The following is a 22654-nucleotide window of genomic DNA, read 5'->3' as shown; positions in this document are numbered from 1 at the left end:
CATCACCCACTCGTCACACAGGCACGCAGACAGGCCACCATGGCCGGCTCATGGCCCAGGTGGCCGCTCGCAGGCCGGTGCAGCCGCCCCCCGCCGGCGCGCGCCCAGCGCGCGCTGTTGGCGGGCGGGCAGATAGCGTCGAAGCGGCCATGCACCCAGTCCACGGTGATCGCCCCATGCGCCAACGCGCGCACAGCGGCGTCGAGCTCGCCCGGCCGCACAAAGCCGCGGCGGCGCAGGTAATGCACCTGCACGCGGTAGCGCACCCACAGCCCCGCATCCCTTGGCGTAGCCTGCGGCCGCTGCAGCGCAGCCTGCGCGCGGCGTTGCTGGCGCCGCAGCTGTGCCCAGGCGCGGCGCCCGGCGGCCGCGGCAGGTCCATCGCGCCCGCTGGCGTGGCGCAGCGCGCGGCGCATGCCGTGCAGGGCGTCGCGCATCTCGCGCAGGGCCCAGCCGCGCAGGGCGTGCAGGGCTGTCACAGAGGCTGCGTCGTAATGGAACAGTTGCTCCAGCCGGGACAGGGCCGCGGGCAGCGGCGCATGGGCGGGCACGGGCCAGCTGGCCTGCGGCGCACCTAGGGTTTTCCCGTGGCGGGCGCTGGGCAGCAGCAGGCCGCCGACCTCGCGCCGCGTGAGCGCAAAGGCCCCGCGCAGCACCAGGCGCTGCACCCGCCCGGGGTGGGCCTCGGCATAGCGCAGCGCCACCACCGTGCCCCAGGAGCCTGCCAGCAACGACCAGCGCTCCAGCCCCAGATGCCGGCGCAGCGCCTCCAGATCGGCCACCAGTGCATCCAGACGGTTGCCCGCCACGGCGCCGCGCGGCCGGCTGGCGCCTGCGCCGCGCTGGTCCGGGGCGATGACGCGCTGGCGCCGCAGATCGAACGGCGCGAGCAGCCCCGGCTGGCAGCCACTGCCGGGCCCGCCGTGCAGCAGCAGCCAGGGCTCGCCGCCTGGTGCGCCCATATCGCGCCAGGCCACGCGGTGCAGCGGCCCGCGCGCCAGCCACCGCGGCGCGGGCCAGGGGGAGGGGTTCAAGGTGGCATCGATCTTGCAGGTCATGGGTGCGGCCGTGTTCCAAGCGATGCACGGCTCGCAAACATGTTTCATGCCAACTCAAGCCTTTAAGGAGACCACCATGCAATGGACCGCACCCGCCTTCACCGATCTGCGTTTCGGTTTTGAGATCACCATGTACATCGCCAACCGTTGAGCCTGCGGCATCCCGGGCGGGGCAACCCGCCCGGGGTTCAAGGAGAAACTGCATCATGTATCTGCGTGTGCTCGGTTCTGCGGCCGGCGGTGGCTTTCCGCAGTGGAACTGCAACTGCCCCCAATGCAAGGGGCTGCGCGACGGCAGCCTGCATGCCCGTGCACGCACCCAGTCATCGATTGCGGTCAGCGCCAATGGGCTGGACTGGCTGCTGATCAACGCCTCGCCCGACATCCTCACGCAGATCCGCGACAACCCGGTGCTGCAGCCGGCGCGCGCGCGGCGCGACAGCGGCATTGCCGCCGTGCTGCTCATGGATGCGCAGATCGACCATGTCACCGGGCTGCTCATGCTGCGCGAGCGCGGCACGCCGCTGCCGCTCCTGGCCACGCCGCAGGTGCTGTCCGACATTGGCTCAGGCTTTCCCATCACCCAGATCCTGTCGCATTACTGCGGCGTGCAGACCCACGCCCTGCAGTGCGACGGCCGCGCCTTCGCCGTGCCCGGCCTGCCAGACATCACGCTGCACGCCGTGGCGCTGGACTCCAAGCCGCCACCGTATTCGCCGTTTCGCGGATCGCCCCGGCCGGGCGACAACATCGGCCTGGTGCTGGCCAATCCGGCCAATGGCCGCCGGGTTTTCTACGCCCCGGGCCTGGGCCAGATGACGCCCCAGCTCCTGGACCTCATGGCCGGCTGCGACGTGGTGCTGGTCGATGGCACCTTCTGGCACATGGACGAGATGCAGCGCCTGGGCCTGTCCTCCAAGACCGCGCTCGACATGGGCCATCTGCCGCAAAGCGGTGCGGGCGGCATGCTCGAACATCTGGCGCGACTGCCCGCCCGCGTGCGCAAGGTGCTCATCCACATCAACAACACCAACCCCATCCTGAACGAGGACTCCCCCGAGCGCGCCGAGCTCACGGCCGCCGGCGTGGAGGTCGCCCATGACGGCATGGAGATCCTGTTCTGACCGAGAGGCCGTCATGATGGACATCGCCACCTCCCCTGCGCCCGACCCCAGCCTGCCCGCCTGGAGCGCGGCCGAGTTCGAGGCGCAGCTGCGCAACAAGGGGCGCGCCTATCACATTCACCACCCGTTCAATGTGCGCATGAACGGCGGCGGCTGCACGCCCGAGGAGCTGCGCTGCTGGGTGGCCAACCGCTTCTACTACCAGGTCTGCATACCGCGCAAGGACGCGGCCATCCTGGCCAACATGCCCGACCGCGCGCACCGGCGCCTGTGGGTGGAGCGCATCCTCGACCATGACGGCTATGGCGACCACCAGGGCGCGGCCGCGGGCGGCATCGAGGCCTGGACGCGCCTGGGCGAGGCCGTGGGCATCGGCCGCGACGAGCTCTGGTCGCTGCGCCGCGTGGTGCCCGGTGTGCGCTTTGCCTGCGATGCCTATGTGAGCTTTGCCGCCCGCGCGCCCTGGCAGGAGGCCGTGTGCTCGTCGCTGACCGAGATGTTCGCGCCCCAGATCCACAAGGACCGGCTGGCCACCTGGCCGCAGCATTACCCGTGGATAGAGGCCGAGGGCCTGCAGTACTTTCGCAGCCGCATCCCGCTGGCCGGCCGCGACGTCGAGCATGGCCTGCGCGTGACGCTGGAACATTTCACCACCCGCGCGCAGCAAGAGCGCGCGCTCGACATCCTGCAGTTCAAGCTCGACATCCTGTGGAGCATGCTCGACGCCATTGAGAAAGCCTGCCATGCAGCCTGACATCACCCCCCGATCCCTGGACCCCGTGGAGCCCCCGGGTCTGCCCCGCCTGTCGCGCCGGCTGCGCCTGCAGTACGAGGCCGCGCAGACGCGCTGGGTGCTGCTCTACCCCGAGGGCATGGTGCAGCTCAACGACAGCGCCGCCGAGATCCTGCGGCGCTGCGACGGGCGCCACAGCGTGAGCGACATCGTGCACGAGCTCGAGGCCTTGTTCGACACCCAGGGCATAGGCGCGCAGGTGCAGGCGCTGATCGACGAGGGCACCAGCCGTGGCTGGCTCGACTGAAACCAGTGCCCCGACGGCCGGGCCACCGCTGTGGCTGCTCGCCGAGCTGACCTACCGCTGTCCGCTGCACTGCGTGTTCTGCTACAACCCGACCGAGCTGCGGCACGCGCGCGCCGAGCTCACCACCGCGCAGTGGGTCGATGTGATGCGCCAGGCGCGCGCGCTGGGCGCGGCGCAGCTGGGCTTCTCGGGCGGTGAGCCGCTGGTGCGCGATGACCTCGAGGAGCTGGTACAGGAGGCGCGCGGGCTCGGCTACTACACCAATCTGCTGACCTCTGGCGTGGGCCTCACGCCCGAGCGCGCCAGGCGATTGAAGGACGCGGGGCTCGATCATGTGCAGCTGTCGTTCCAGGACAGCACGCGCGAGATGAACGACTTTCTGAGCCACACCAAGACCTTCGAGCTCAAGAAAAAGGTCGCCCACATCATCAAGGACAACGACTGGCCCATGGTGATGAACTGCGTGCTGCACCGCCACAACCTGCCGCATGTGGGCGCCATCATCGACATGGCGCTGGAGCTGGGCGCCGAATACCTGGAGCTGGCCAACACCCAGTACTACGGCTGGGCCTGGCGCAACCGCGACCACCTCATGCCCACGCGAGAGCAACTGCAGGAGGCCGAGGCCGTGGTGCAGCGCTACCGCGAGCGCATAGGCAACCGCTGCCGCCTGCTGTTCGTCGTGCCCGACTACTTCGAGGAACGCCCCAAGGCCTGCATGAACGGCTGGGGTTCGGTGTTTCTGTCCATCGCGCCCGACGGCCTGGCCATGCCCTGCCACAACGCGCGCGACCTGCCGGGCATACGGCTGCCCGATGTGCGCGAGCAAAGCATCGCCGACATCTGGCAGCGCAGCCAGGCCTTCAACGCCTACCGCGGCGAGGACTGGATGCAGGAGCCCTGCCGCAGCTGCAGCGAGCGCCACAAGGACTTTGGCGGCTGCCGCTGCCAGGCCTTCATGGTCACGGGCGATGCCGCCGCCACCGACCCGGTGTGCAGCAAGTCGCCCATGCATGGGCACATCGTGCAGTTGCGCGAGCAGGCCGCCACGCGCAGGCAGATACCCATTGTGTTTCGCAGCAATCCCACGGCACCGGCGAGCGAAGGAAACTCGGGTCAAAAATGCCACTAGCCCTTGCCATGCAAGCGCGAAAAGCTATTGTTTCAATAGCTTTGGCGGTCTGCTGCCTGGCGCAGCCCAGGGCTGCTGAACCCTCCGCTGAATCCCCCGCCGCCCAGGCCGCGCCGGCATCCCCGCTGGATACGGCCCTGCTGGCCGGCAACTGCGTCACCTGCCACGGCCCCGACGGCCGGCCGCCGGCGGGCAGCAGCAGCATCCCGGCCCTGCGTGGCCAGACCAGCGCCGCGCTGCTCGAGCGCATGCAGGCCTTCAAGGCGGGACGGGTGGCCGGCGCCACGGTCATGCCGCTGCTCATGCAGGGCTATGACCTGGAGCAGATGCAGGCGCTGGCGCGCTGGTTTGCGGCTCCGCCCGGAGGGCATCCATGAGCACTGCGCTGCAGCGCCGCCAGATCCTGCTCGGCGCCGTCGGCCTGGCCGCGCCCGCCATCGTGCGCGCGCAAGCTTCCAGCGCGCGCGTCGTTGTGGTCGGCGGCGGCTTTGGCGGCGCCACCGTGGCGCGCTATCTGCGTCTGTGGGCGCCGCAGGTCGAGGTGACGCTGGTCGAGCCGGCCGAGCGCTTTGTCACCTGCCCCTTCTCCAACCATTACCTGGCCGGGCTGCGCAGCTGGGACAGCATCGGCCACGGCTTCCACGGCCTGCGCGCCGCGGGCGTGCAGGTGGTGCATGCCCGCGCCGAGGATGTGGACGGCGCGCGGCGCCGGCTGCGGCTGGACACGGGCGATTGGCTGCCATGGGACCGCCTCGTGCTCTCGCCCGGCGTGGACATGCGCTGGGGCGCGCTCGAGGGCTATGACCGGGCCGCGGCGGAGCTGGCACCGCACGCCTGGAAGGCCGGCGCGCAGACGCAGCTGCTGCGCCGTCAGCTCGAGGCCATGCCCGACGGCGGGCGCTTTGTGATGGTCATCCCCGACAACCCCTTCCGCTGCCCGCCCGGGCCCTACGAGCGCGCCAGCCTGGTCGCGCATTACCTCAAGACACACAAGCCGCGCAGCAAGCTGCTGCTGCTGGATGCGAAGAACAATTTCTCGAAGAAGGAGCTGTTCCTGCAGGGCTGGAAGGCCTTGTACGGCGACCTGCTCGAATGGGTGAGCCTGGCGCAGGACGGCCAGGTGGTGCGCGTGGATGCGCGCGCGCTCGAAGTCGAGACGGCCTTTGGCGCGCGCCACCGGGCCGATGTGCTCAACGTCATCCCGCCGCAGAAGGCCGGGCTGATCGCCGAGCGCGCGGGCGTGACCGACGCCAGCGGCTGGGCCCCGGTGCGCGGCGAGAACTTGGCCTCGCCGCGCGCGCCCGGCATCCATGTACTGGGCGACGCGGCCCTGGCCGGGCCGATTCCGAAGTCCGGCTTTGCCGCGAACAACCAGGGCAAGGTGGTGGCCGCGGCCATAGCCGCCGAGCTGTCCGGCCAGGCCGCGCCCACGGCCTGGTACGCCAACACCTGCTACAGCCTGCTGGCGCCGGGCTACGGCATCTCGGTCGTGGGCGTGTACCGCGCGCAGGAGGGGCGCATCATCGATCTGCCGCACAGCGTGGGCGTGAGCCCCCTGGACGCCCCGCCCGCGCACCGCGCGGCCGAGGCGCGCCAGGGCGCGGACTGGTACGCGGCCATCGGCGCGGACATCTGGGATCGCTGAGACGCTATTCGGCGCCACCCACGCCACGCGCCAGGCGGGCGAGCCGGGTCAGCTGCGCCATGGCCTCGTCGTCGCCCTCCTGCGCCAGCGCCTCCCACAGGCGTCGCGCGCGCGGATAGTCGCCCAGCAGGCAGGCGGCATGTGCCTGCAGGTGCCTGCCCTGCGCATCGACTGCGGGCTCGAGCATGGCCAGGGCCGCTCCGAGCAAGGTACGCGGATGGGTGTCCGCCATGACGGCGCAGCTCATGGCTTGGTGCTCAGAACCCAGCCGGCGAGCAGCTTCAGGTCCTGCGTGCTGAGGCTGGAATGCGCGGGCATGGCGGCACGCCCCCATTTGCCCTTGGAGCCCATCTGGATGGACTGCGCGAGCGTGGCCACGGCGTCCTTGTCGCCGGCGTATTTCTCGGCCACCGAACTGAACGCGGGGCCGACGATCTTCTCGGCCGCCGCATGGCAGCTGTAGCAGCCATTGTTCTTGGCGATCTCGGCCGCGGCATTCAGGTCGGTGGAGGCATGGGCCGCAGCGGCGGCCCACAGCGAGGCGATGACGATGAGCTTGCGCATGGAGGAAGACCCTTCAGAGAAATTCAAAGACTAGGCCTCCTGGTAGCGCAACATCCATGCCAGCCTGCGCGTGGAACAGTCACCCCCTTTTGGTGTGCACGAACGTGTCAGATCGGCGCCCAAGTGTTCAGGAATGAAGCAGCGCCCTGTGTCCCTTGCCACGACAGTGGCGGCAAAGCGATGGGGCAGTGAGAGAGCCAGCCCCTCAATGCCTGCACGACCGACCATCCATGTGCGCAAATACAACAACCACGGCAGCGAAATGGTTACGAATTGCACTCCCGCGACGCGCCGTCAAGCGAAAAACATCTGGCAATCATCGAGACGTCACATAGGCGACAGTTACCTGAATTTACGTAACACGACTTGACGCCCAACAGAATTTACCTGTGCCAGTGAAACAGATTCACAACTCCAGGCCAGGCAGGCAGGAATGACCGATCAAAAAGGTGACGCGCGGCATCAGACCGGCGTTGAGGGTGGTACGGGGATGGGACAACGTTTTTCGGGCTCGACCAGTGCATTGCTCTCGCATCGCGCCCCGTTCGGTGCTGCGAAAAAGAGGGAACTTCAACCATTCATCCGCAGACTTGGTCGCCTCAGGCGCCGCGATAGTGGAACACATGGCCTGCATGTCCGACGGGCCGGGAGACCTGAACATGATTTCGCAGTCCGTTGTTCCTCCAGAGCCAGGCGCCCCCGCCCCGCTGGTCTTGCGGCATGCCGCGCCATATGCCTACGACCTTGGCATCAGCCCGGATTCGGGGCCTGTGGCCATGGTTGAGGAGCGGCTTCCATTCTCCGTGCGGGTGGTCGGCGACGCAGAGGCCCTGCACAAGGCGGTCTACATACGCCATGCCGCCTACGCGCGCCATGTGCCCGATCTCGCCCGCAACCTGCAGCAGCCCGAGGCCGCAGACTTCGCCGATGGCGCCGTGGTGCTGCTCGCCGAATCCCATCTCGACGGCTCACCGCTGGGCACCATGCGCATCCAGACCAACCGCTATGCGCCCCTGGCGCTGGAAGAGTCGCTGCCCCTGCCGCCCGAGCTGGGCAGCAGCCTGCTGGCCGAGGCCACACGACTGGGCGTGGCGGAAGGACGCGAAGGCACCCTGGTCAAGACCGTGCTGTTCAAGGCGTTCTACCTCTATTGCCTGCACAGCGGCATCGACTGGATGGTGGTGACGGGGCGCGCGCCCATCGATCGACAGTACCTGCGCATGCTGTTCGAGGACGTGTATCCGGAGCGCGGCTACATCCCGATGAGCCATGTCGGCAACCTGCCCCACCGCGTGCTGAAGTTCGAGGTACGCACGGCGCAGGAGCGCTGGGCGAAGGTGCATCACCCACTGTTCAAGTTCATGGTCGAAACGCACCATCCCGACATCCTCCTTGACATGCCTGTGGAGGATTCGGAGCCTGACTCCGCCCCGGCGCCCGTGGAATTGACGGCCCCGCTGCAAATCATGTGAGCCTGGCGAGCGCTCGACGGCCCGTGGATCACGCCTGCAGTGGCAGGGAATGCAGCAGTTCGGGGTCGTTGACCAGATCGGCCGATGAGCACATTTCCAGCAGTCGCTCCGGAGACTGCGGCCGGGCGATGGCAAAGCCCTGCACATAGTCGATGCCGATCTCGGCCAGGGCCTGCACCGTCGCGCCGTCCTCGGCCCATTCCGCCACCGTCCTCATGCCCAGGTTGCGCGCCAGACCGACGATGGCCTCGACGATGGCCACATTGGCCGGGTGCTGGTTCATGTTCACGATGAAGCTGCCGTCGATCTTGAGCAGATCCCCTCTGAGCTCCTTGAGGTAGGAGAACGAGGTGTAGCCGGCCCCGAAGTCGTCGAGCGCCACCTTGGCGCCGAGTTCATGCACCTGTGCGATGAAACGCCGGGTGTTCTCCAGGTCGTGCAAGGCCACGCTCTCGGTGATCTCCAGGCACAGGTAATGGGCCACGTCGGCGTAGTGCCGCAGCAACTCGACGGCGTCCTGCACAAAGGTCTCGTCGTTGAGCGAGGCGCCACTGAGGTTCATGCAGATGAAGCGCGTGTGCGGCAACCGGCCCTGATGCTCGCGCACCCATGACAGCGTCTGCCTTAATACCCAACGGTCTATCACACTCATGCGCCCGCTCTTCTCGGCCGCGGTGATCAGGCGCGTCGTCGGCACATCCTCACCGCGGGCGTCGCGCATGCGCAGCAGCACCTCGAAATCGAGCGACTGCGCGGGCTCGCGCAGCGACATGATGGGTTGCATGGCCAAGTGCAGGCCTTGGAGATCATCCGAGGCGGACAACTGCCCGGCCAGGCGGATCTCGGCCTCGTGCTCCAGGAGCGCGGGCGAGTGGCGCTCGAACACCACCAAATGGCTGCCGCGGCTTTGCTTGGCCTCGCGGCAGGCACGATCGGCCGTGGAGATGGCATCCTTGGTCGAACTGCCGGCCGCGACCTCCACCAGGCCTATGGAGCCGCGCACGTAGAACGATCGGTCGCCCACGCGGTAGGGTTGACCGGCTATGCTGTCCACAATGGACTGACAAACGGCGCGGGCCTGGGCCATGCCGCGGCCGGGCATCAGCAGAATGAACTCGTCCCCCCCCATGCGCCCCAGGTGCATGCCTTCCTGCAACAAGGCCTTGGTGCGTGCGCAGACCTGGCGCAGCACCTCATCACCGGCATAGTGACCGAACAGGTCATTGATGAGCTTGAAGCGGTCCAGATCCAGAAAGGCCAGCGCCAGTGCGCCGCCCGCGCCAGCGCCGTGCAATGACCAATCGAGCTCGGCGCGGATGGCTTCGCGGTTGAGCACCTGCGTCAGCGGATCATGGTGCGCAAGGTATTGCAGGCGTTCGGTTGCCAGCGAGCGCTCGGTGACATCCTGCAGCGAACCCTCGATGCGCTCGCCCGCGAGCGAGGCACGCACCAGAAAGCGCCTGCCACGGGGAGAGCGGGCGCTGGCGCGGCCCACGAGCTCGAACTCGGCCACAGGCTGAGCCAGCAAGGCCTTGAGCATGTGCTGCCAGTCCACGGAGGTGAAGTAGTGATCCCAGTGGCCTCCCCCTTGCTCCACCACGCGGGCTCCGAGCGCCGCCCGCATGGCCGGATTGGCAGCGACAAACCTACCCTGAAGATCGAGGGTGAACAGCCCCAGCGGCATGACCTCGAAACTCTGCTCGAGCTTGGCCTGGGCCTGCACCCGCTGCTCATGCTCCTGGCGCATCTGGGCCGCGATCGCCATGGTCGCCAGCAGGCTGGACGCGAGCGCCGCGGTGACGCTGTTGATGGAGCCTATCCATTCCTGCAGGCCAAAGGCTGCCGCCACGACCTCGTAAACGCTGGCGAGCAGCATCACGGCAATGGCCGCTCCATACCAAGCCGCGACCGGTGAGCGAGTGAGCACGACGATGCGCACCAGCACAGCGAGCAACACCAGGCTCCCGACCGTGCTCGCGACCCAGACCAGAGGCAAAAACTGCGCGTACGGCAGCGTCACGGACAGCGCCAGCATCAGCACGGTCGACCATTGCGTCACTGCCAGCAGGGCGCGCAGGCCAACCCCCACGACCTCCTTCAGGAACAGTGATCGGAACAGCGCAAACGTCACCACATACAGCAGCGCGATGGTGACTTCGCGCCCGCGCGAAATCCCCTCGACGGGAACGTTGTGCCCCAGCCACTGCAGATCCCAGCCCGTCGACAATGCTCCCATGCGCAGATTGATCACCAGCCACACGGCAAACAGCACATAGGTGGCATTGCGATTGATGAGCGCCGTGATGAACACGAACAACGCCAGCATCAGGATGCCGCCCTCGAGCAAGCCGGCGTTGCGCTCGAACACGCGCCCTGCCATGGCCAAGGCCCCCTCGTCCCACTGCTGCACGGTCAGGCGCGCGGGGCCCACGAAGCTCGCCTCGCACAGCACGGTCGTGCCGGCAGTCAACCCCTCGGGGCGCAACCCGAAACCGGCGCGCGACTCGAACAGCAGTCCCTGTGCATTGACGCGATCCGCACTGCCAAGCGGCGCGAGCCCGTCACCCTCCCAGCAAGCCACATCGATCATGTGCCGCGAGGGAAACTCGATCACCGCCGCCTCGCCGGGCCGCGGCGCAGGCACCGCAAAACTGAACCAGAATGGCTTTTCGGCCAACTGGGTGTCGTGCAGCAGCACCGGCTGCTCCCGTGCCAGGGCACGCAAGGCACCGGCCGGGTCGAGCCTCACATCACCGTCCTGCAGAACACGCACGGGGACTGGCACGGGGTCTTCGAAGGCGTAGCGCGGCACCCAGGTCAGCAGCGCCAGCACCGTCAGCACAAGCATGGCGCAAGGCAGACCGACGATCAGCAACTTCCAATAGATGTGCTCCGCCGCAGCCGACAGGCGGCTCCACGGGCTCGGCACGATAGAGGTGACGGAAGGCTTCACAAGAAAATATTCACAGGCGGGACTCCCGTCCCCGCAAAGGCATCAAACATTTCCTGTTGTTATTTTCGTACCATTTTGCCTGTTGCTTAAATTAATGTCGGCAATTGCCCCATATCGCCAAGCACAACAGTCGCTCCCGCAGCTCTTAGCGACTCATGCGAGTGAGGGCCAACATCCGCGGAGCTGTAGCCCACCACGGTAGCGCCGGCGGCAACACCAGCCATTACACCTGTCACGGTATCCTCGACAACGAGGCAGCGCGCAGGTGCCACGCCCAATGCCGCAGCGGCTGCCAGATAGACGTCGGGCGCGGGTTTGGTGCGCGGCATCTCATGGCCACTGAATATGCGCCCCGCGAACAGCGGGGCCAGTCCGACCTGGCTCAGCTGCATCTCCACCTTCTGGCGATCCGCCCCCGAGGCGCAGGCAATGCGCCCCTGCAGCCGTGCATGCACGACACGCACGGCCTCCACGGCGTTGGGAATGGCGACCAGTTCGGCCCTGAGACGCATGTTCCGACGCGCGTAGAACTCCGCCATCCAGGCATCCGTGAGCGGGCGCCCCGTCTCCGCCTCAATGCGTGCGGCCTCGCTGCGCACCGTCTTGCCTATGAACAGCCGCATGCATTCGGCGCGCGACAGCGGCCAGCCGGCCTCGTTGAGCATGTCGCACAGCACACCGTTGGTGATGGGCTCGCTGTCGACGAGCACGCCGTCGCAGTCGAACAGGATGGCATCGAAGTTCATGGGGTTCGGTCCAGGAGGATAGCGATCATGCCTGGCATCAGTACAGTTCGCCATCCACGTAGTACCAGCGCCCCGCCTCGCGCACGAAGCGGCTGCGTTCGTGCAGCCGATGGGCGCGGCCTGTGGCGTCGCGCTGGCGCGCGACGAACTCGACCACGGCATGGGTCGCGTCCAGCGGCAGGTGGGCGCGCACCTGCAGGCCCAGCCAGCGCACGCCGGGCTCGAAGTCCAGCCGCTCGGGCCGCCGCGCAGTCTGCCAGGTGGCCAATAGATAGGCGGCATCCTCGCGCACGAAGGCGGTGTAGCGCGAACGCATCAGGCTCTCGGCATCGGGTGCCGGGCAGTCCTCCAAATGATCGATGAAACGTCCACAGCAGTCGGCATAGGCCAGCGGACGGCGCCGCGCGTCAACGCGGCCGCAGGGGCAGGGAGACGGCCCCATCACGCCAGCGCGCGCCCGATGATGATTTTTTGCACGTCGCTCGTGCCCTCATAGATCTGGCACACGCGCACGTCGCGGTAGATGCGCTCGACGGGGAAGTCGCTGACCACGCCGTAGCCGCCCAGGGTCTGGATGGCGGCGCTGCACACGCGCTCGGCCATTTCGCTGGCGAACAGCTTGGCCATGGCCGCCTCCTTCAGGCAGGGCCGGCCCGCGTCGCGCAGGGCCGCAGCATGCCAGATGAGCTGGCGCGCGGCCTCGATCTGCGTGGCGCAGTCGGCCAGCCGGAAGCCCACGGACTGGTGGTTGAAGATGGGTGTACCAAAGCTCTCGCGCTCCTTGCTGTAGGCCAGCGCGGCCTCGAAGGCGCTCCTGGCCATGCCCACGCTTTGCGCGGCGATGCCTATGCGCCCGCCTTCGAGTGCGCCCAGCGCGATCTTGTAGCCCTCGCCCTCGGCGCCGATGAGGTTCTGGGCCGGGATGTGGCAGTTGTCGAAGTGGATCTGCGCCGTGTCGCTGCTGTGCTGGCCGAGCTTGTCTTCGAGCCGCGCGACCACGTAGCCCGGCGTATTGGTGGGCACGAGGAAGGCGCTCATGCCCTTCTTGCCCGCGCCCTTGTCGGTCACGGCGATGACGATGGCCACGTGGCCGTTCTTGCCGCTGGTGATGAACTGCTTGACGCCGTTGATCACGTACTCGTCGCCGTCCTTGACGGCCGTGGTGCGCAGGGCCGAGGCGTCCGAGCCCACATGCGGCTCGGTGAGGCAGAACGCGCCGAGCATCTCGCCGCGCGCCAGGGGCGTGAGCCAGTCGCGCTTTTGCTCGGCGTTTCCGTAGCGCATGAGGATGGCGTTGACAGGGCAGTTGGTCACGCTGATGGCGGTGCTGGTGCCGCCGTCGCCGGCGGCGATTTCCTCGAGCACCAGGGCCAGGGTGAGGTAGTCCAGCCCCGCGCCGCCCAGTTCCTCGGGCACGCAGATGCCGTAGGCGCCCAGTGCGGCCAGGCCCTGGTGGGCGTCCCTGGGGAAGTGGTGCTCCCTGTCCCAGCGCGCGGCGTTGGGCCAGAGCTCCTGCTGGGCAAAGGCGCGCACGGCGTCGCGGATCATTTCCTGGTCGGGTGTGAGCAGCATGTTTGTCGTCCTTGTGTGTTGTCTACCAATGCGTGGCGCGGCGGCCGTCGTGGTGCAGCAGCCGGCCCTTGTCCTGGGGCGTGACGCCGGCCAGCACGGCGCGCATGTCGCGCACGCTGTGCGCCACGTCCAGCGGCGCGCCGGCGCCGCCCATGTCGGTGCGCACCCAGCCCGGGTCCATGGTGATCAGGGTGGCCTGGGGATAGTCGTGCTGCGCCGCAGCCACGGCCATGTTGAGCGCGGTCTTGCTCACGCGGTACAGCCAGCAGTCGCTGGCCGGCACGCTGGCAATCTGCGACATGCCGCTGGACAGAAAGGCGAACACGCCGCCCGCAGCCTCGACCAGCGGCGCCACCTGCGGCAGAGCCTGCATGGCGCCGAGCACATTGGTGTGCATGACGGCGTCGAAGTCCTGCTGCGTGGGCGGCGTGCGCGCGCCCGGCTGGCGCAGCACGCCGGCCACGTAGAGCGCGACGTCGATCTTCTCGCCGTCGAGCATCCAGGCCAGGCCGCTGACGCTGGCGCTTTTCGCCACGTCCACCGTCAGCGCCTGCGCGCCCAGGGCCTGCACGCGCGCGCGGCCGGCCTCGTCACGCACGGTGGCCAGCACGCGCCAGCCGTCCTGCGCGTACTGGCGCACAAACTCCAGACCTATGCCGCGCGAGGCGCCTATCACCAAGACCGTTGGCATTGTTGATATAAAAATGGCCGCCAGCGCTTGTCCAGCAAGCGCGAGCAGCTATCAAATCATGAGTATTCCACTCACACCAGTTCGATGGCCATGGCCGTGGCCTCGCCGCCGCCTATGCACAGCGTGGCCAGGCCGCGCTTCTTGCCCTGCTGGCGCAGCGCATACAGCAGCGTGACCAGAATGCGCGCGCCGCTGGCGCCGATCGGGTGGCCCAGCGCGCAGGCGCCGCCATGCACGTTGACCTTGTCGTGCGGCACCTTGAGGTCGTGCATCAGCGCCATGGGCACGACGGCGAAGGCCTCGTTGATCTCCCACAGGTCCACGTCGCCCACCGTCCAGCCGGCCTTTTTCAGCACCTTCTCGGTCGCGCCGATGGGGGCGGTGGTGAACCAGTCGGGCTCCTGCGCGTGCGTGGCGTGGGCAACGATCTTGGCCAGCGGCTTGCAGCCCAGCTGCTGGGCGGTGGACTGGCGCATCAGCACCAGGGCGGCCGCGCCGTCGTTGATGCTGGAGCTGGCGGCCGCCGTGATGGTGCCGTCCTTCTTGAACGCGGGCTTCAAGGTGGGGATCTTGTCCAGGCGGATCTTGAGCGGGCCTTCGTCCTGATCCACCGTGACCTCACCCTTGCGCGTGCTGAACGTCACGGGCGTGATCTCGTCCTTGAACGCGCCGGAGTTGATCGCGTCCTGCGCGCGCTGCACGCTGGCGATCGCAAAGGCGTCCTGCTGCTCGCGCGTGAACTGGTACTTGGCGGCGCAGTCCTCGCCGAAGGTGCCCATGGAGCGGCCGGCCTCGTAGGCGTCTTCGAGGCCGTCGAGCATCATGTGGTCGAAGATCTTGTCGTGGCCCATGCGGTAGCCGCCGCGGCCCTTCTTGAGCAGATAGGGGGCGTTGGTCATGCTCTCCATGCCGCCAGAGACCATCACGTCGCGGCTGCCGGCGACGAGCTGGTCGTGCGCGAGGATGGTGGCCTCCATGCCCGCGCCGCACATCTTGGACAGCGTCACCGCGCCCGTGCTGCGCGGCAGCCCGCCCTTGTGGCCGGCCTGGCGCGCGGGCGCCTGGCCCTGGCCTGCCATCAGGCAGTTGCCGAACAGCACCTCGTCAACCTTCTCGGGCGCAATGCCGGCGCGTGCCACGGCGGCCTTGATGGCGGCGCCGCCCAGGTCATGGGCAGCCAGGTCGGAGAACGCGCCCTGGAAGGCGCCCATGGGCGTGCGCGCGGCGCCGACGATGACGATGGGGTCTTGATGCTGGCTCATTGGGAATCTCCTTGAGTGGGGTTGGATGACGCTGCGCAGCCAAAACGCCGCGCCGCGTCGTAGGGAAACACGTCGTAGACATGGCCGGCCTGGATGCGCTCCTTGTGCGACTGCCAGAAGTCGACATCGAGCAGGTCGGCGTGGTGGCGCATGAAGAGCTCGCGCACGGCGCCGTTGCCGAGCAAAAACGGGCCGAAGGTCTCGGGGAACACGTCGCGCGGGCCCACGGGCCACCAGACCTCGCCCGAGAGCTCGTCCTCCTCGCAGCGCGGCGGCGGCACGCGGCGGAAGTTGCAGTCCGTGAGGTACTCGATCTCGTCGTAGTCGTAGAACACGACCTTGCCGTTGCGCGTGATGCCGAAGTTCTTCCACAGCATGTCGCCTGGGAAGATGTTGGCCGCCACCATGTCCTTGATGGCGTTGCCGTATTCGAGCACCGCATGCTCGAGCGCGCTCGCCGCCTCGGGCTTGTCGAGGCCGGCCTCCAGGCATTCCTGCAGATGGATGTTGAGCGGGACCATGCGCCGCTCGATGTACAGATGCTTGATGATGACCTCCTGCTGGCCGTCGCCGTCGCGGTCGCTGATCTCGAGCTGGCTCGGCGCGTGCCTGCGGATCTCCTCGATGAGCTCGTCGGAGAAGCGGCTGCGCGGAAAGGCCACCAGGCTGTATTCCAGAGTGTCGGCCATGCGGCCCCCGCGGTCGTGCTGCTTGACCAGCAGGTACTTGGCCTGCACCTGCTCGCGCGTGGTCTCCTTGGGCGCCGGGAACTGGTCCTTGATGAGCTTGAACACGTAGGGAAAGCTCGGCAGGTCGAACACCAGCATGACCATGCCCTTGATGCCGGGCGCGATGCGGAACTTGTCGCTGGAGTATTTGAGGTGCTGCAGAAAGTCGCGATAGAAGAGCGTCTTGCCCTGCTTGGCCAGGCCGAGCGCGCTGTAGAGCTCGGCGCGGGGCTTTCTCGGCATCAGGCTGCGCAGGAACTGCACATAGGCGCTCGGTATCTCCATGTCGACCATGAAGTAGGCGCGCGCGAAGGAAAACAGCATCTGCAGGTCGTTCTCGCCGAACAGCGCCGCGTCGATGACCAGGCCGCCCTGCTCGCCATGCAGCACGGGCAGCGCAAACGCCAGTTCGTTGAAGCCATTGATCAGCTTGCCCACCACATACGCACCCTTGTTGCGGAAGAACAGGCTGGAGAGCACCTGGATCTGGAAGTTGCTGCGCAGCTTGGTCGCGCCCAGGCGTTGCTCCATGGCATGCGCCACGCAGCCCACATCGCGCGCCAGGTCTTGGAATGGGCGCTGTAGCCCGAAGTCCTCGATGAGATGGGTCAGCGCCGCCACCAGGCCATCCTGCGCCGGGTAGTAGGCGCGGTAGGTGGGACGCGCCTGAGGGTCGTCGCTCTCTATGTATTCGGTGCTGACCGCGGGCCGCACGAAGATGAAGTCGTTGTGGAAATGCGTGCGGTGCAGGATCTTGGTGGTGACCGAGTTGAAGAAGGTCTCGGCCAGCTCGGGCCGCAGGTGGTTCACCATGAGCCCGATGTAGTGCAGCTTGACCTGGTGCCATACCTCCATGGGCAGGCCACCGGCGCCGAATTCCTTGTCGAGCCGGCGCACGCATTCCTTGACGCGCAGGTCGTAGAACTCGATGCGCTCGCGCTGGGCGCGCTGCTGGCCATGCCAGTCGGCCGTCTCGAAGCGGTGCTTGGCGCGCGCGGACTCGGCGCGAAACAGGCGGTAATGACGGTTGAAGCCGTCCATCATCGCCTTGGCGATGTCATAGGCCTGCGGAGCGTCGAGCCGTTCGGGGAACATTTCCGGGCCTGCGGAACGGCGGGTGAACAGCCCTATTGGCGCACGCGGCTGGCGACCGCGTCGACGGCCTTGCGGTGCGCCTCCTCCAGGCCCGCCACATCGGGCACGGTCATGTGCAAGTTGGTGATCAGGCCGTTGTGCAGGCTGTAGCACCAGCCATGCAGCTGCACCTTCTGGCCGCGCGCCCAGGCGTCCTGTATCACCGTCGAATGCGCGATGTTGAGCACCTGCTCGATGGCGTTGAGTTCGCACAGCGCGTCGTGGCGCCACTGCAGGTCAAGGCCGGCGAGCAGGGCCGCATGCTTGTCGCGCACATCCTTCACATGGCGGATCCAGTTGTCCGCCAGGCCGATGCGCGCGTCCTGCAGCGCCGCGAGCACGCCGCCACAGCCGTAGTGGCCCACGACCATCAGGTGCTCGACCTTGAGCTGGTCCACCGCATACTGGATGGTGGACAGGCAGTTCAGGTCGGTGGGCACGACCACGTTGGCGATGTTGCGGTGCACGAACACCTCGCCCGGCTCCAAGCCCGTGATCTGGTTGGCAGGCACGCGGCTGTCGGAGCAGCCTATCCACATGTAGCGCGGCTTCTGCTGCGCGAGCAAGGCAGTGAAGAAGCCGGGCCGATCGCGCTCCATCCGTGCGGCCCATTCCTGATTGTGGGCAAACAGCTCGTCGATGGAGGCGGTGGTCATGTAGTGGGTCCTTGGTTGGTGGAAGAGTGGGCCGTGACGCCCGGGCTCAGCGCCGGGCTCAGCGGTCTGTCAGCAGGTCTCTGCGAACAGCTCGCGGCCGATCAGCATGCGACGGATTTCGCTGGTGCCGGCGCCGATTTCATAGAGTTTCGCATCGCGCCACAGGCGGCCCAGCGGATATTCGTTGATATAGCCGTTGCCGCCGTGGACTTGGATGCCCTCGCCCGCCATCCAAGTGGCCTTCTCGGCCGTCCACAGGATGACGCTGGCGCAATCCTTGCGCACCTGGCGCACATGCTCGGTGCCCAGCATGTCCAGATTCTTGGCGACCGTGTAGGCAAAGCTGCGCGCCGCCTGCAGCACGGTGTACATGTCGGCCACCTTGCCCTGGATGAGCTGGAATTCACCAATGCTCTGGCCGAACTGCTTGCGGTCGTGGATGTAGGGAATCACGTTGTCCATCACCGCCTGCATGATGCCCAGAGGCCCGCCGGTCAGCACGGCGCGCTCGTAGTCCAGGCCGCTCATGAGCACCTTGGCGCCGCCGTTGACCTGGCCGAGCACGTTCTCCGCCGGCACTTCGACGTCCTGGAACACCAGCTCGCCCGTGTGGCTGCCGCGCATGCCGAGCTTGTCGAGCTTCTGCGCGATGGAAAACCCGGGCATGCCCTTTTCGATCAGAAAGGCCGTGACGCCGCGCGCGCCCAGCTCGGGCTCGGTCTTGGCGTAGACCACCAGGGTGTCGGCATCGGGGCCGTTGGTGATCCACATCTTGCTGCCGTTGAGCAGGTAGTAGCCACCCTTGTCCTCGGCCTTGAGCTTCATGCTGATGACGTCCGAGCCGGCGCCGGGCTCGCTCATGGCCAGCGCCCCGACATGCTCGCCGCTGATCAGCTTGGGCAGGTATTTCGCCTTCTGCGCGGCGTTGCCGTTGCGGTTGATCTGGTTCACGCACAGATTGCTGTGTGCGCCATAGGACAGACCCACCGAGGCGCTGGCACGCGAGATCTCCTCCATGGCCACCATATGGGCCAGGTAACCCATGTTGGCGCCGCCAAACTCCTCGGGCACGGTGATACCAAGCACGCCAAGGTCACCCATCTTGCGCCACAGGTCCATGGGGAACTGATCGGTGCGGTCGATCTCGCCGGCACGCGGCGCAATCTGGTCCTGCGCAAACTCACGCACGGCGTCGCGCAGTGCATCGATGTCGTCGCCCAACTGGAAGTTCAGGCCTGGCAACTGGGTGGCAATGCTCATCGGTAGTCTCCTGGATCGAAATTGGCTGGGAACGTGCCTGGCAGGCGCCCTGATGCTGCCTTCAACGGGCAGGGCCGGCAACGCCCACAAATGACGTTTACGTAAACGTCAATTATGCCAACATTACTGTGGCTGCGGTTCAACTTTTGCGAGCAGTTCCATGGCCTCGCGTTCATGTTCGCGTACCTCGTCGAGATTGGCCTGAAGATCCCTCATCTGCGCCTCGAGCTGTTTGCGATGGATGGCCAGAACCTCGAGGAATTTGCGCAGTTGCACGCCCGTGTCGCGCGGGCTGTCGTAGAGGTCGATGATTTCCTTGGCCTCGTTCAACGACAGGCCAAGCCGCTTGGCGCGCAGCGTCAGCTTCAGGCGCGTGCGGTCGCGTGCGCTGTAGACACGGTTGCGCCCCCCGGGGCCCGTGCGCTCGGGCCGCACGAGACCCATGTCTTCATAAAAACGCATCGCACGGGTGGTGAGATCAAACTCCCGGGCAAGATCACTGATGGTGTAGGTAGCCATTTATTGACGTTGACGTGAACGTCAATGGTACACCGGAAGCACAAAGCAAAACGCCCTCCCACTCGTAGGAGCGGGAGGGCGGTTTGGGCTGTAAGAGCCTGACGATGACCTACTTTCACACGGGGACCCGCACTATCATCGGCGCGAAGTCGTTTCACTGTCCTGTTCGGGATGGGAAGGAGTGGGACCGACTTGCTATGGTCATCAGGCATAACTTGGTGCTGGGCAGTGATGGAGCACTGCCTGGCGAATTCATAGAGTCAGGAATCAGGGGTAATTTGATTGCGTGCTTGGCACAACAGTCCTTGTTCGTTGGAACGATCAAAGTTATAGGGTCAAGCCGCACGGGCAATTAGTACTGGTTAGCTTAATGCATTGCTGCACTTCCACACCCAGCCTATCAACGTCGTGGTCTACAACGACCCTTCAGGGGGCTCGAGGCCCCGGCAGATCTCATCTTGAAACGAGTTTCCCGCTTAGATGCTTTCAGCGGTTATCTCTTCCACACTTAGCTACCCTGCGATGCCACTGGCGTGACAACAGGTACACCAGAGGTGTGTCCACTCCGGTCCTCTCGTACTAGGAGCAGGCTTCCTCAAATCTGCAGCGCCCACGGAAGATAGGGACAAAACTGTCTCACGACGTTTTAAACCCAGCTCACGTACCTCTTTAAATGGCGAACAGCCATACCCTTGGGACCGACTACAGCCCCAGGATGAGATGAGCCGACATCGAGGTGCCAAACACCGCCGTCGATATGAACTCTTGGGCGGTATCAGCCTGTTATCCCCAGAGTACCTTTTATCCGTTGAGCGATGGCCCTTCCATACAGAACCACCGGATCACTATGTCCTGCTTTCGCATCTGCTCGACTTGTCAGTCTCGCAGTTAAGCACGCTTATGCCATTGCACTATCGTCACGATGTCCGACCGTAACTAGCGTACCTTCGAACTCCTCCGTTACGCTTTGGGAGGAGACCGCCCCAGTCAAACTGCCTACCATGCACTGTCCCCGATCCCGATAAGGGACCTGGGTTAGAACCTCAAACGCACCAGGGTGGTATTTCAACGTCGGCTCCATGAGATCTAGCGACCTCACTTCAAAGCCTCCCACCTATCCTACACAGATCCGTTCAAAGTCCAATACAAAGCTACAGTAAAGGTTCATGGGGTCTTTCCGTCTTTCCGCGGGGAGATTGCATCATCACAAACATTTCAACTTCGCTGAGTCTCAGGAGGAGACAGTGTGGCCATCGTTACGCCATTCGTGCAGGTCGGAACTTACCCGACAAGGAATTTCGCTACCTTAGGACCGTTATAGTTACGGCCGCCGTTTACTGGGACTTCAATCAAGAGCTTGCACCCCATCATTTAATCTTCCAGCACCGGGCAGGCGTCACACCCTATACGTCCACTTTCGTGTTTGCAGAGTGCTGTGTTTTTATTAAACAGTCGCAGCCACCGATTTTTTGCAACCGCTTTGGGCTCCCTTTGTACAAGTTCACCTACTTGCGGCATACCTTCTCCCGAAGTTACGGTATCAATTTGCCGAGTTCCTTCTCCTGAGTTCTCTCAAGCGCCTTAGAATACTCATCTCGCGCACCAGTGTCGGTTTGCGGTACGGTCGTCAATAGCTGAAGCTTAGTGGCTTTTCCTGGAAGCAGGGTATCACTCACTTCAGGTGCAAGCACCCTCGTTATCACCTCTCATCTCAGCCCGGCGGATTTGCCTACCAGGCACGACTACAGGCTTGAACCAACATATCCAACAGTTGGCTGAGCTAACCTTCTCCGTCCCCACATCGCACTATTGATCGGTACAGGAATATTGACCTGTTTCCCATCAGCTACGCATCTCTGCCTCGCCTTAGGGGCCGACTCACCCTACGCCGATGAACGTTGCGTAGGAAACCTTGCGCTTACGGCGAGCGGGCTTTTCACCCGCTTTAACGCTACTCATGTCAGCATTCGCACTTGTGATACCTCCAGCATCCGTTACCAGACACCTTCACAGGCTTACACAACGCTCTCCTACCACGTGCAATAAATTGCACATCCGCAGCTTCGGTAACTGGCTTAGCCCCGTTACATCTTCCGCGCAGGACGACTCGATCAGTGAGCTATTACGCTTTCTTTAAATGATGGCTGCTTCTAAGCCAACATCCTGACTGTTTTAGCCTTCCCACTTCGTTTCCCACTTAGCCAATTTTAGGGACCTTAGCTGGCGGTCTGGGTTGTTTCCCTCTTGAGTCCGGACGTTAGCACCCGGTGCTCTGTCTCCCAAGCTGTACTCTGCAGTATTCGGAGTTTGCCTTGGTTTGGTAAGTCGCCATGACCCCCTAGCCAAAACAGTGCTCTACCCCCGCAGGTAATACTTGAGGCACTACCTAAATAGTTTTCGGAGAGAACCAGCTATTTCCAAGTTTGTTTAGCCTTTCACCCCTATCCACAGCTCATCCGCTAATTTTGCAACACTAGTCGGTTCGGACCTCCAGTACCTGTTACGGCACCTTCATCCTGGCCATGGATAGATCACTTGGTTTCGGGTCTACACCCAGCGACTCGATCGCCCTGTTCGGACTCGATTTCTCTACGCCTCCCCTACTCGGTTAAGCTCGCCACTGAATGTAAGTCGCTGACCCATTATACAAAAGGTACGCCGTCACCCCGAAGGGCTCCGACTTTTTGTAAGCATGCGGTTTCAGGATCTATTTCACTCCCCTCCCGGGGTTCTTTTCGCCTTTCCCTCACGGTACTGGTTCACTATCGGTCGATGATGAGTATTTAGCCTTGGAGGATGGTCCCCCCATGTTCAGACAGGGTTTCTCGTGCCCCGCCCTACTTTTCTCTAGCTCAGTACCACCAGTCGGTTTTCACATACAGGGCTATCACCTACTATGGCCGGCCTTTCCATGCCGTTTTGTTAACCGTCTGACTATCACTAGAAGGCTCCTCCGATTTCGCTCGCCACTACTTTCGGAATCTCGGTTGATGTCTTTTCCTCGAGCTACTTAGATGTTTCAGTTCACTCGGTTCGCCTCGTTGACCTATGTATTCAGTCAACGATACCCTTGCGGGTGGGTTTCCCCATTCAGAGAC

At 65.1% G+C, this 22654-nt stretch carries 21 protein-coding genes and 2 rRNA genes (1 of these 23 cut by a window edge); 8 read left to right on the top strand and 15 right to left on the bottom strand.

All coding sequences use genetic code 11. From position 1 onward, the window contains the following. Positions 1-2 precede the first annotated feature (2 nt). Positions 3-1058, bottom strand: coding sequence for an alpha/beta fold hydrolase (locus tag ABUE11_RS02660; RefSeq protein WP_367067513.1), 1056 nt, complete (start codon positions 1056-1058; stop codon positions 3-5). 76 nt (positions 1059-1134) lie between these two features. Between ABUE11_RS02660 and pqqA the strand changes: the two genes are divergently transcribed. From pqqA to ABUE11_RS02625, 7 genes are read left to right on the top strand one after another with little or no spacing between them, the layout of a single operon-like run. Then, a complete protein-coding gene (pqqA, locus tag ABUE11_RS02655) occupies positions 1135-1209 on the top strand; it encodes a pyrroloquinoline quinone precursor peptide PqqA (protein ID WP_084301274.1) in 75 nt (24 codons plus the stop codon). Between the two features lie 52 nt (positions 1210-1261). After that, positions 1262-2182 (top strand): pyrroloquinoline quinone biosynthesis protein PqqB, encoded by a 921-nt coding sequence (gene pqqB / locus ABUE11_RS02650; protein ID WP_367068727.1) that lies wholly within the window; start codon positions 1262-1264, stop codon positions 2180-2182. Positions 2183-2198: 16 nt separating this feature from the next. Then, a complete protein-coding gene (gene pqqC / locus ABUE11_RS02645; RefSeq protein WP_367068726.1) occupies positions 2199-2936 on the top strand; it encodes a pyrroloquinoline-quinone synthase PqqC in 738 nt (245 codons plus the stop codon). Next, positions 2926-3222 (top strand): pyrroloquinoline quinone biosynthesis peptide chaperone PqqD, encoded by a 297-nt coding sequence (pqqD, locus tag ABUE11_RS02640; protein ID WP_367067512.1) that lies wholly within the window; start codon positions 2926-2928, stop codon positions 3220-3222. Before pqqC ends, pqqD begins: the two co-directional genes overlap by 11 nt. After that, positions 3206-4354 carry a pyrroloquinoline quinone biosynthesis protein PqqE gene (gene pqqE, locus ABUE11_RS02635; protein ID WP_367067511.1) on the top strand — a complete coding sequence of 383 codons (1149 nt, stop codon included), beginning with the start codon at positions 3206-3208 and terminating at the stop codon, positions 4352-4354. Before pqqD ends, pqqE begins: the two co-directional genes overlap by 17 nt. Positions 4355-4362: 8 nt before the next feature. Then, the gene (locus ABUE11_RS02630) at positions 4363-4731 is read left to right on the top strand and encodes a c-type cytochrome (protein WP_367067510.1); all 369 of its coding nucleotides are present in this window, start codon (positions 4363-4365) and stop codon (positions 4729-4731) included. Then, on the top strand, positions 4728-5999 hold the full coding sequence (locus tag ABUE11_RS02625) for an FCSD flavin-binding domain-containing protein (RefSeq protein ID WP_367067509.1): 1272 nt from the start codon (positions 4728-4730) through the stop codon (positions 5997-5999). The genes ABUE11_RS02630 and ABUE11_RS02625 overlap by 4 nt, the downstream gene beginning before the upstream one ends. Before the next feature lie 4 nt (positions 6000-6003). On the opposite strand, the gene ABUE11_RS02620 is transcribed toward ABUE11_RS02625, so the two are convergent. Further along, positions 6004-6246, bottom strand: coding sequence for a hypothetical protein (locus ABUE11_RS02620; protein WP_367067508.1), 243 nt, complete (start codon positions 6244-6246; stop codon positions 6004-6006). Then, positions 6243-6563: a c-type cytochrome gene (locus ABUE11_RS02615; protein ID WP_367067507.1), complete on the bottom strand. Its 321-nt coding sequence runs from the start codon at positions 6561-6563 to the stop codon at positions 6243-6245. Before ABUE11_RS02615 ends, ABUE11_RS02620 begins: the two co-directional genes overlap by 4 nt. Before the next feature lie 659 nt (positions 6564-7222). On the opposite strand from ABUE11_RS02615, the gene ABUE11_RS02610 reads away from it, so the two are divergent. Beyond that, positions 7223-8035 carry a hypothetical protein gene (locus ABUE11_RS02610; protein WP_367067506.1) on the top strand — a complete coding sequence of 271 codons (813 nt, stop codon included), beginning with the start codon at positions 7223-7225 and terminating at the stop codon, positions 8033-8035. 28 nt (positions 8036-8063) lie between these two features. Here ABUE11_RS02610 and ABUE11_RS02605 read toward each other — a convergent pair whose 3' ends face one another. The 12 genes from ABUE11_RS02605 to ABUE11_RS02550 all read right to left on the bottom strand — a co-directional run. Then, entirely contained in the window at positions 8064-10988 is a 2925-nt protein-coding gene (locus ABUE11_RS02605) for an EAL domain-containing protein (RefSeq protein WP_367067505.1), read from the bottom strand. An 86-nt stretch (positions 10989-11074) separates the two neighbouring features. Continuing rightward, positions 11075-11734 (bottom strand): HAD family phosphatase, encoded by a 660-nt coding sequence (locus ABUE11_RS02600; protein ID WP_367067504.1) that lies wholly within the window; start codon positions 11732-11734, stop codon positions 11075-11077. 37 nt (positions 11735-11771) lie between these two features. After that, positions 11772-12176, bottom strand: a complete 405-nt coding sequence (locus ABUE11_RS02595; RefSeq protein ID WP_367067503.1) for a YchJ family metal-binding protein — start codon at positions 12174-12176, stop codon at positions 11772-11774. Continuing rightward, a complete protein-coding gene (locus ABUE11_RS02590; protein WP_367067502.1) occupies positions 12176-13306 on the bottom strand; it encodes an acyl-CoA dehydrogenase family protein in 1131 nt (376 codons plus the stop codon). Before ABUE11_RS02590 ends, ABUE11_RS02595 begins: the two co-directional genes overlap by 1 nt. Positions 13307-13328: 22 nt before the next feature. Next, positions 13329-13997, bottom strand: coding sequence for an SDR family oxidoreductase (locus ABUE11_RS02585; RefSeq protein ID WP_367067501.1), 669 nt, complete (start codon positions 13995-13997; stop codon positions 13329-13331). A gap of 71 nt (positions 13998-14068) precedes the next feature. Further along, the gene (locus ABUE11_RS02580; protein WP_367067500.1) at positions 14069-15259 is read right to left on the bottom strand and encodes an acetyl-CoA C-acyltransferase; all 1191 of its coding nucleotides are present in this window, start codon (positions 15257-15259) and stop codon (positions 14069-14071) included. Further along, the gene (gene aceK, locus ABUE11_RS02575; RefSeq protein ID WP_367067499.1) at positions 15256-17082 is read right to left on the bottom strand and encodes a bifunctional isocitrate dehydrogenase kinase/phosphatase; all 1827 of its coding nucleotides are present in this window, start codon (positions 17080-17082) and stop codon (positions 15256-15258) included. Before aceK ends, ABUE11_RS02580 begins: the two co-directional genes overlap by 4 nt. A 32-nt stretch (positions 17083-17114) precedes the next feature. After that, the gene (gene can / locus ABUE11_RS02570; RefSeq protein ID WP_367067498.1) at positions 17115-17777 is read right to left on the bottom strand and encodes a carbonate dehydratase; all 663 of its coding nucleotides are present in this window, start codon (positions 17775-17777) and stop codon (positions 17115-17117) included. A 69-nt stretch (positions 17778-17846) separates the two neighbouring features. Then, on the bottom strand, positions 17847-19037 hold the full coding sequence (locus tag ABUE11_RS02565; protein WP_367067497.1) for an isovaleryl-CoA dehydrogenase: 1191 nt from the start codon (positions 19035-19037) through the stop codon (positions 17847-17849). Positions 19038-19160: 123 nt separating this feature from the next. Continuing rightward, positions 19161-19556, bottom strand: a complete 396-nt coding sequence (locus ABUE11_RS02560; protein WP_367067496.1) for a MerR family DNA-binding transcriptional regulator — start codon at positions 19554-19556, stop codon at positions 19161-19163. A gap of 96 nt (positions 19557-19652) precedes the next feature. Further along, positions 19653-19765, bottom strand: a 5S ribosomal RNA gene (rrf, locus tag ABUE11_RS02555). 122 nt (positions 19766-19887) lie between these two features. After that, a 23S ribosomal RNA gene (locus ABUE11_RS02550) occupies positions 19888-22654 on the bottom strand; it runs 110 nt beyond the window's last position.

It is taken from the genome of Oryzisolibacter sp. LB2S (assembly GCF_040732315.1).
Taxonomy (GTDB): domain Bacteria; phylum Pseudomonadota; class Gammaproteobacteria; order Burkholderiales; family Burkholderiaceae_C; genus Alicycliphilus; species Alicycliphilus soli.
This window is presented reverse-complemented; position numbering and strand designations above follow the sequence as displayed.

Bases quoted from the DNA above. Each gene is read 5' to 3' on its own strand.
- ABUE11_RS02660 (WP_367067513.1), bottom strand. From the start codon at position 1,058: ATGACCTGCAAGATCGATGCCACCTTGAACCCCTCCCCCTGGCCCGCG.
- pqqC (WP_367068726.1), top strand. From the start codon at position 2,199: ATGGACATCGCCACCTCCCCTGCGCCCGACCCCAGCCTGCCCGCCTGG.
- pqqD (WP_367067512.1), top strand. From the start codon at position 2,926: ATGCAGCCTGACATCACCCCCCGATCCCTGGACCCCGTGGAGCCCCCG.
- ABUE11_RS02630 (WP_367067510.1), top strand. From the start codon at position 4,363: ATGCAAGCGCGAAAAGCTATTGTTTCAATAGCTTTGGCGGTCTGCTGC.
- ABUE11_RS02625 (WP_367067509.1), top strand. From the start codon at position 4,728: ATGAGCACTGCGCTGCAGCGCCGCCAGATCCTGCTCGGCGCCGTCGGC.
- ABUE11_RS02620 (WP_367067508.1), bottom strand. From the start codon at position 6,246: ATGAGCTGCGCCGTCATGGCGGACACCCATCCGCGTACCTTGCTCGGA.
- ABUE11_RS02615 (WP_367067507.1), bottom strand. From the start codon at position 6,563: ATGCGCAAGCTCATCGTCATCGCCTCGCTGTGGGCCGCCGCTGCGGCC.
- ABUE11_RS02610 (WP_367067506.1), top strand. From the start codon at position 7,223: ATGATTTCGCAGTCCGTTGTTCCTCCAGAGCCAGGCGCCCCCGCCCCG.
- ABUE11_RS02600 (WP_367067504.1), bottom strand. From the start codon at position 11,734: ATGAACTTCGATGCCATCCTGTTCGACTGCGACGGCGTGCTCGTCGAC.
- ABUE11_RS02595 (WP_367067503.1), bottom strand. From the start codon at position 12,176: ATGGGGCCGTCTCCCTGCCCCTGCGGCCGCGTTGACGCGCGGCGCCGT.
- ABUE11_RS02590 (WP_367067502.1), bottom strand. From the start codon at position 13,306: ATGCTGCTCACACCCGACCAGGAAATGATCCGCGACGCCGTGCGCGCC.
- ABUE11_RS02585 (WP_367067501.1), bottom strand. From the start codon at position 13,997: ATGCCAACGGTCTTGGTGATAGGCGCCTCGCGCGGCATAGGTCTGGAG.
- ABUE11_RS02580 (WP_367067500.1), bottom strand. From the start codon at position 15,259: ATGAGCCAGCATCAAGACCCCATCGTCATCGTCGGCGCCGCGCGCACG.
- aceK (WP_367067499.1), bottom strand. From the start codon at position 17,082: ATGTTCCCCGAACGGCTCGACGCTCCGCAGGCCTATGACATCGCCAAG.
- can (WP_367067498.1), bottom strand. From the start codon at position 17,777: ATGACCACCGCCTCCATCGACGAGCTGTTTGCCCACAATCAGGAATGG.
- ABUE11_RS02565 (WP_367067497.1), bottom strand. From the start codon at position 19,037: ATGAGCATTGCCACCCAGTTGCCAGGCCTGAACTTCCAGTTGGGCGAC.
- ABUE11_RS02560 (WP_367067496.1), bottom strand. From the start codon at position 19,556: ATGGCTACCTACACCATCAGTGATCTTGCCCGGGAGTTTGATCTCACC.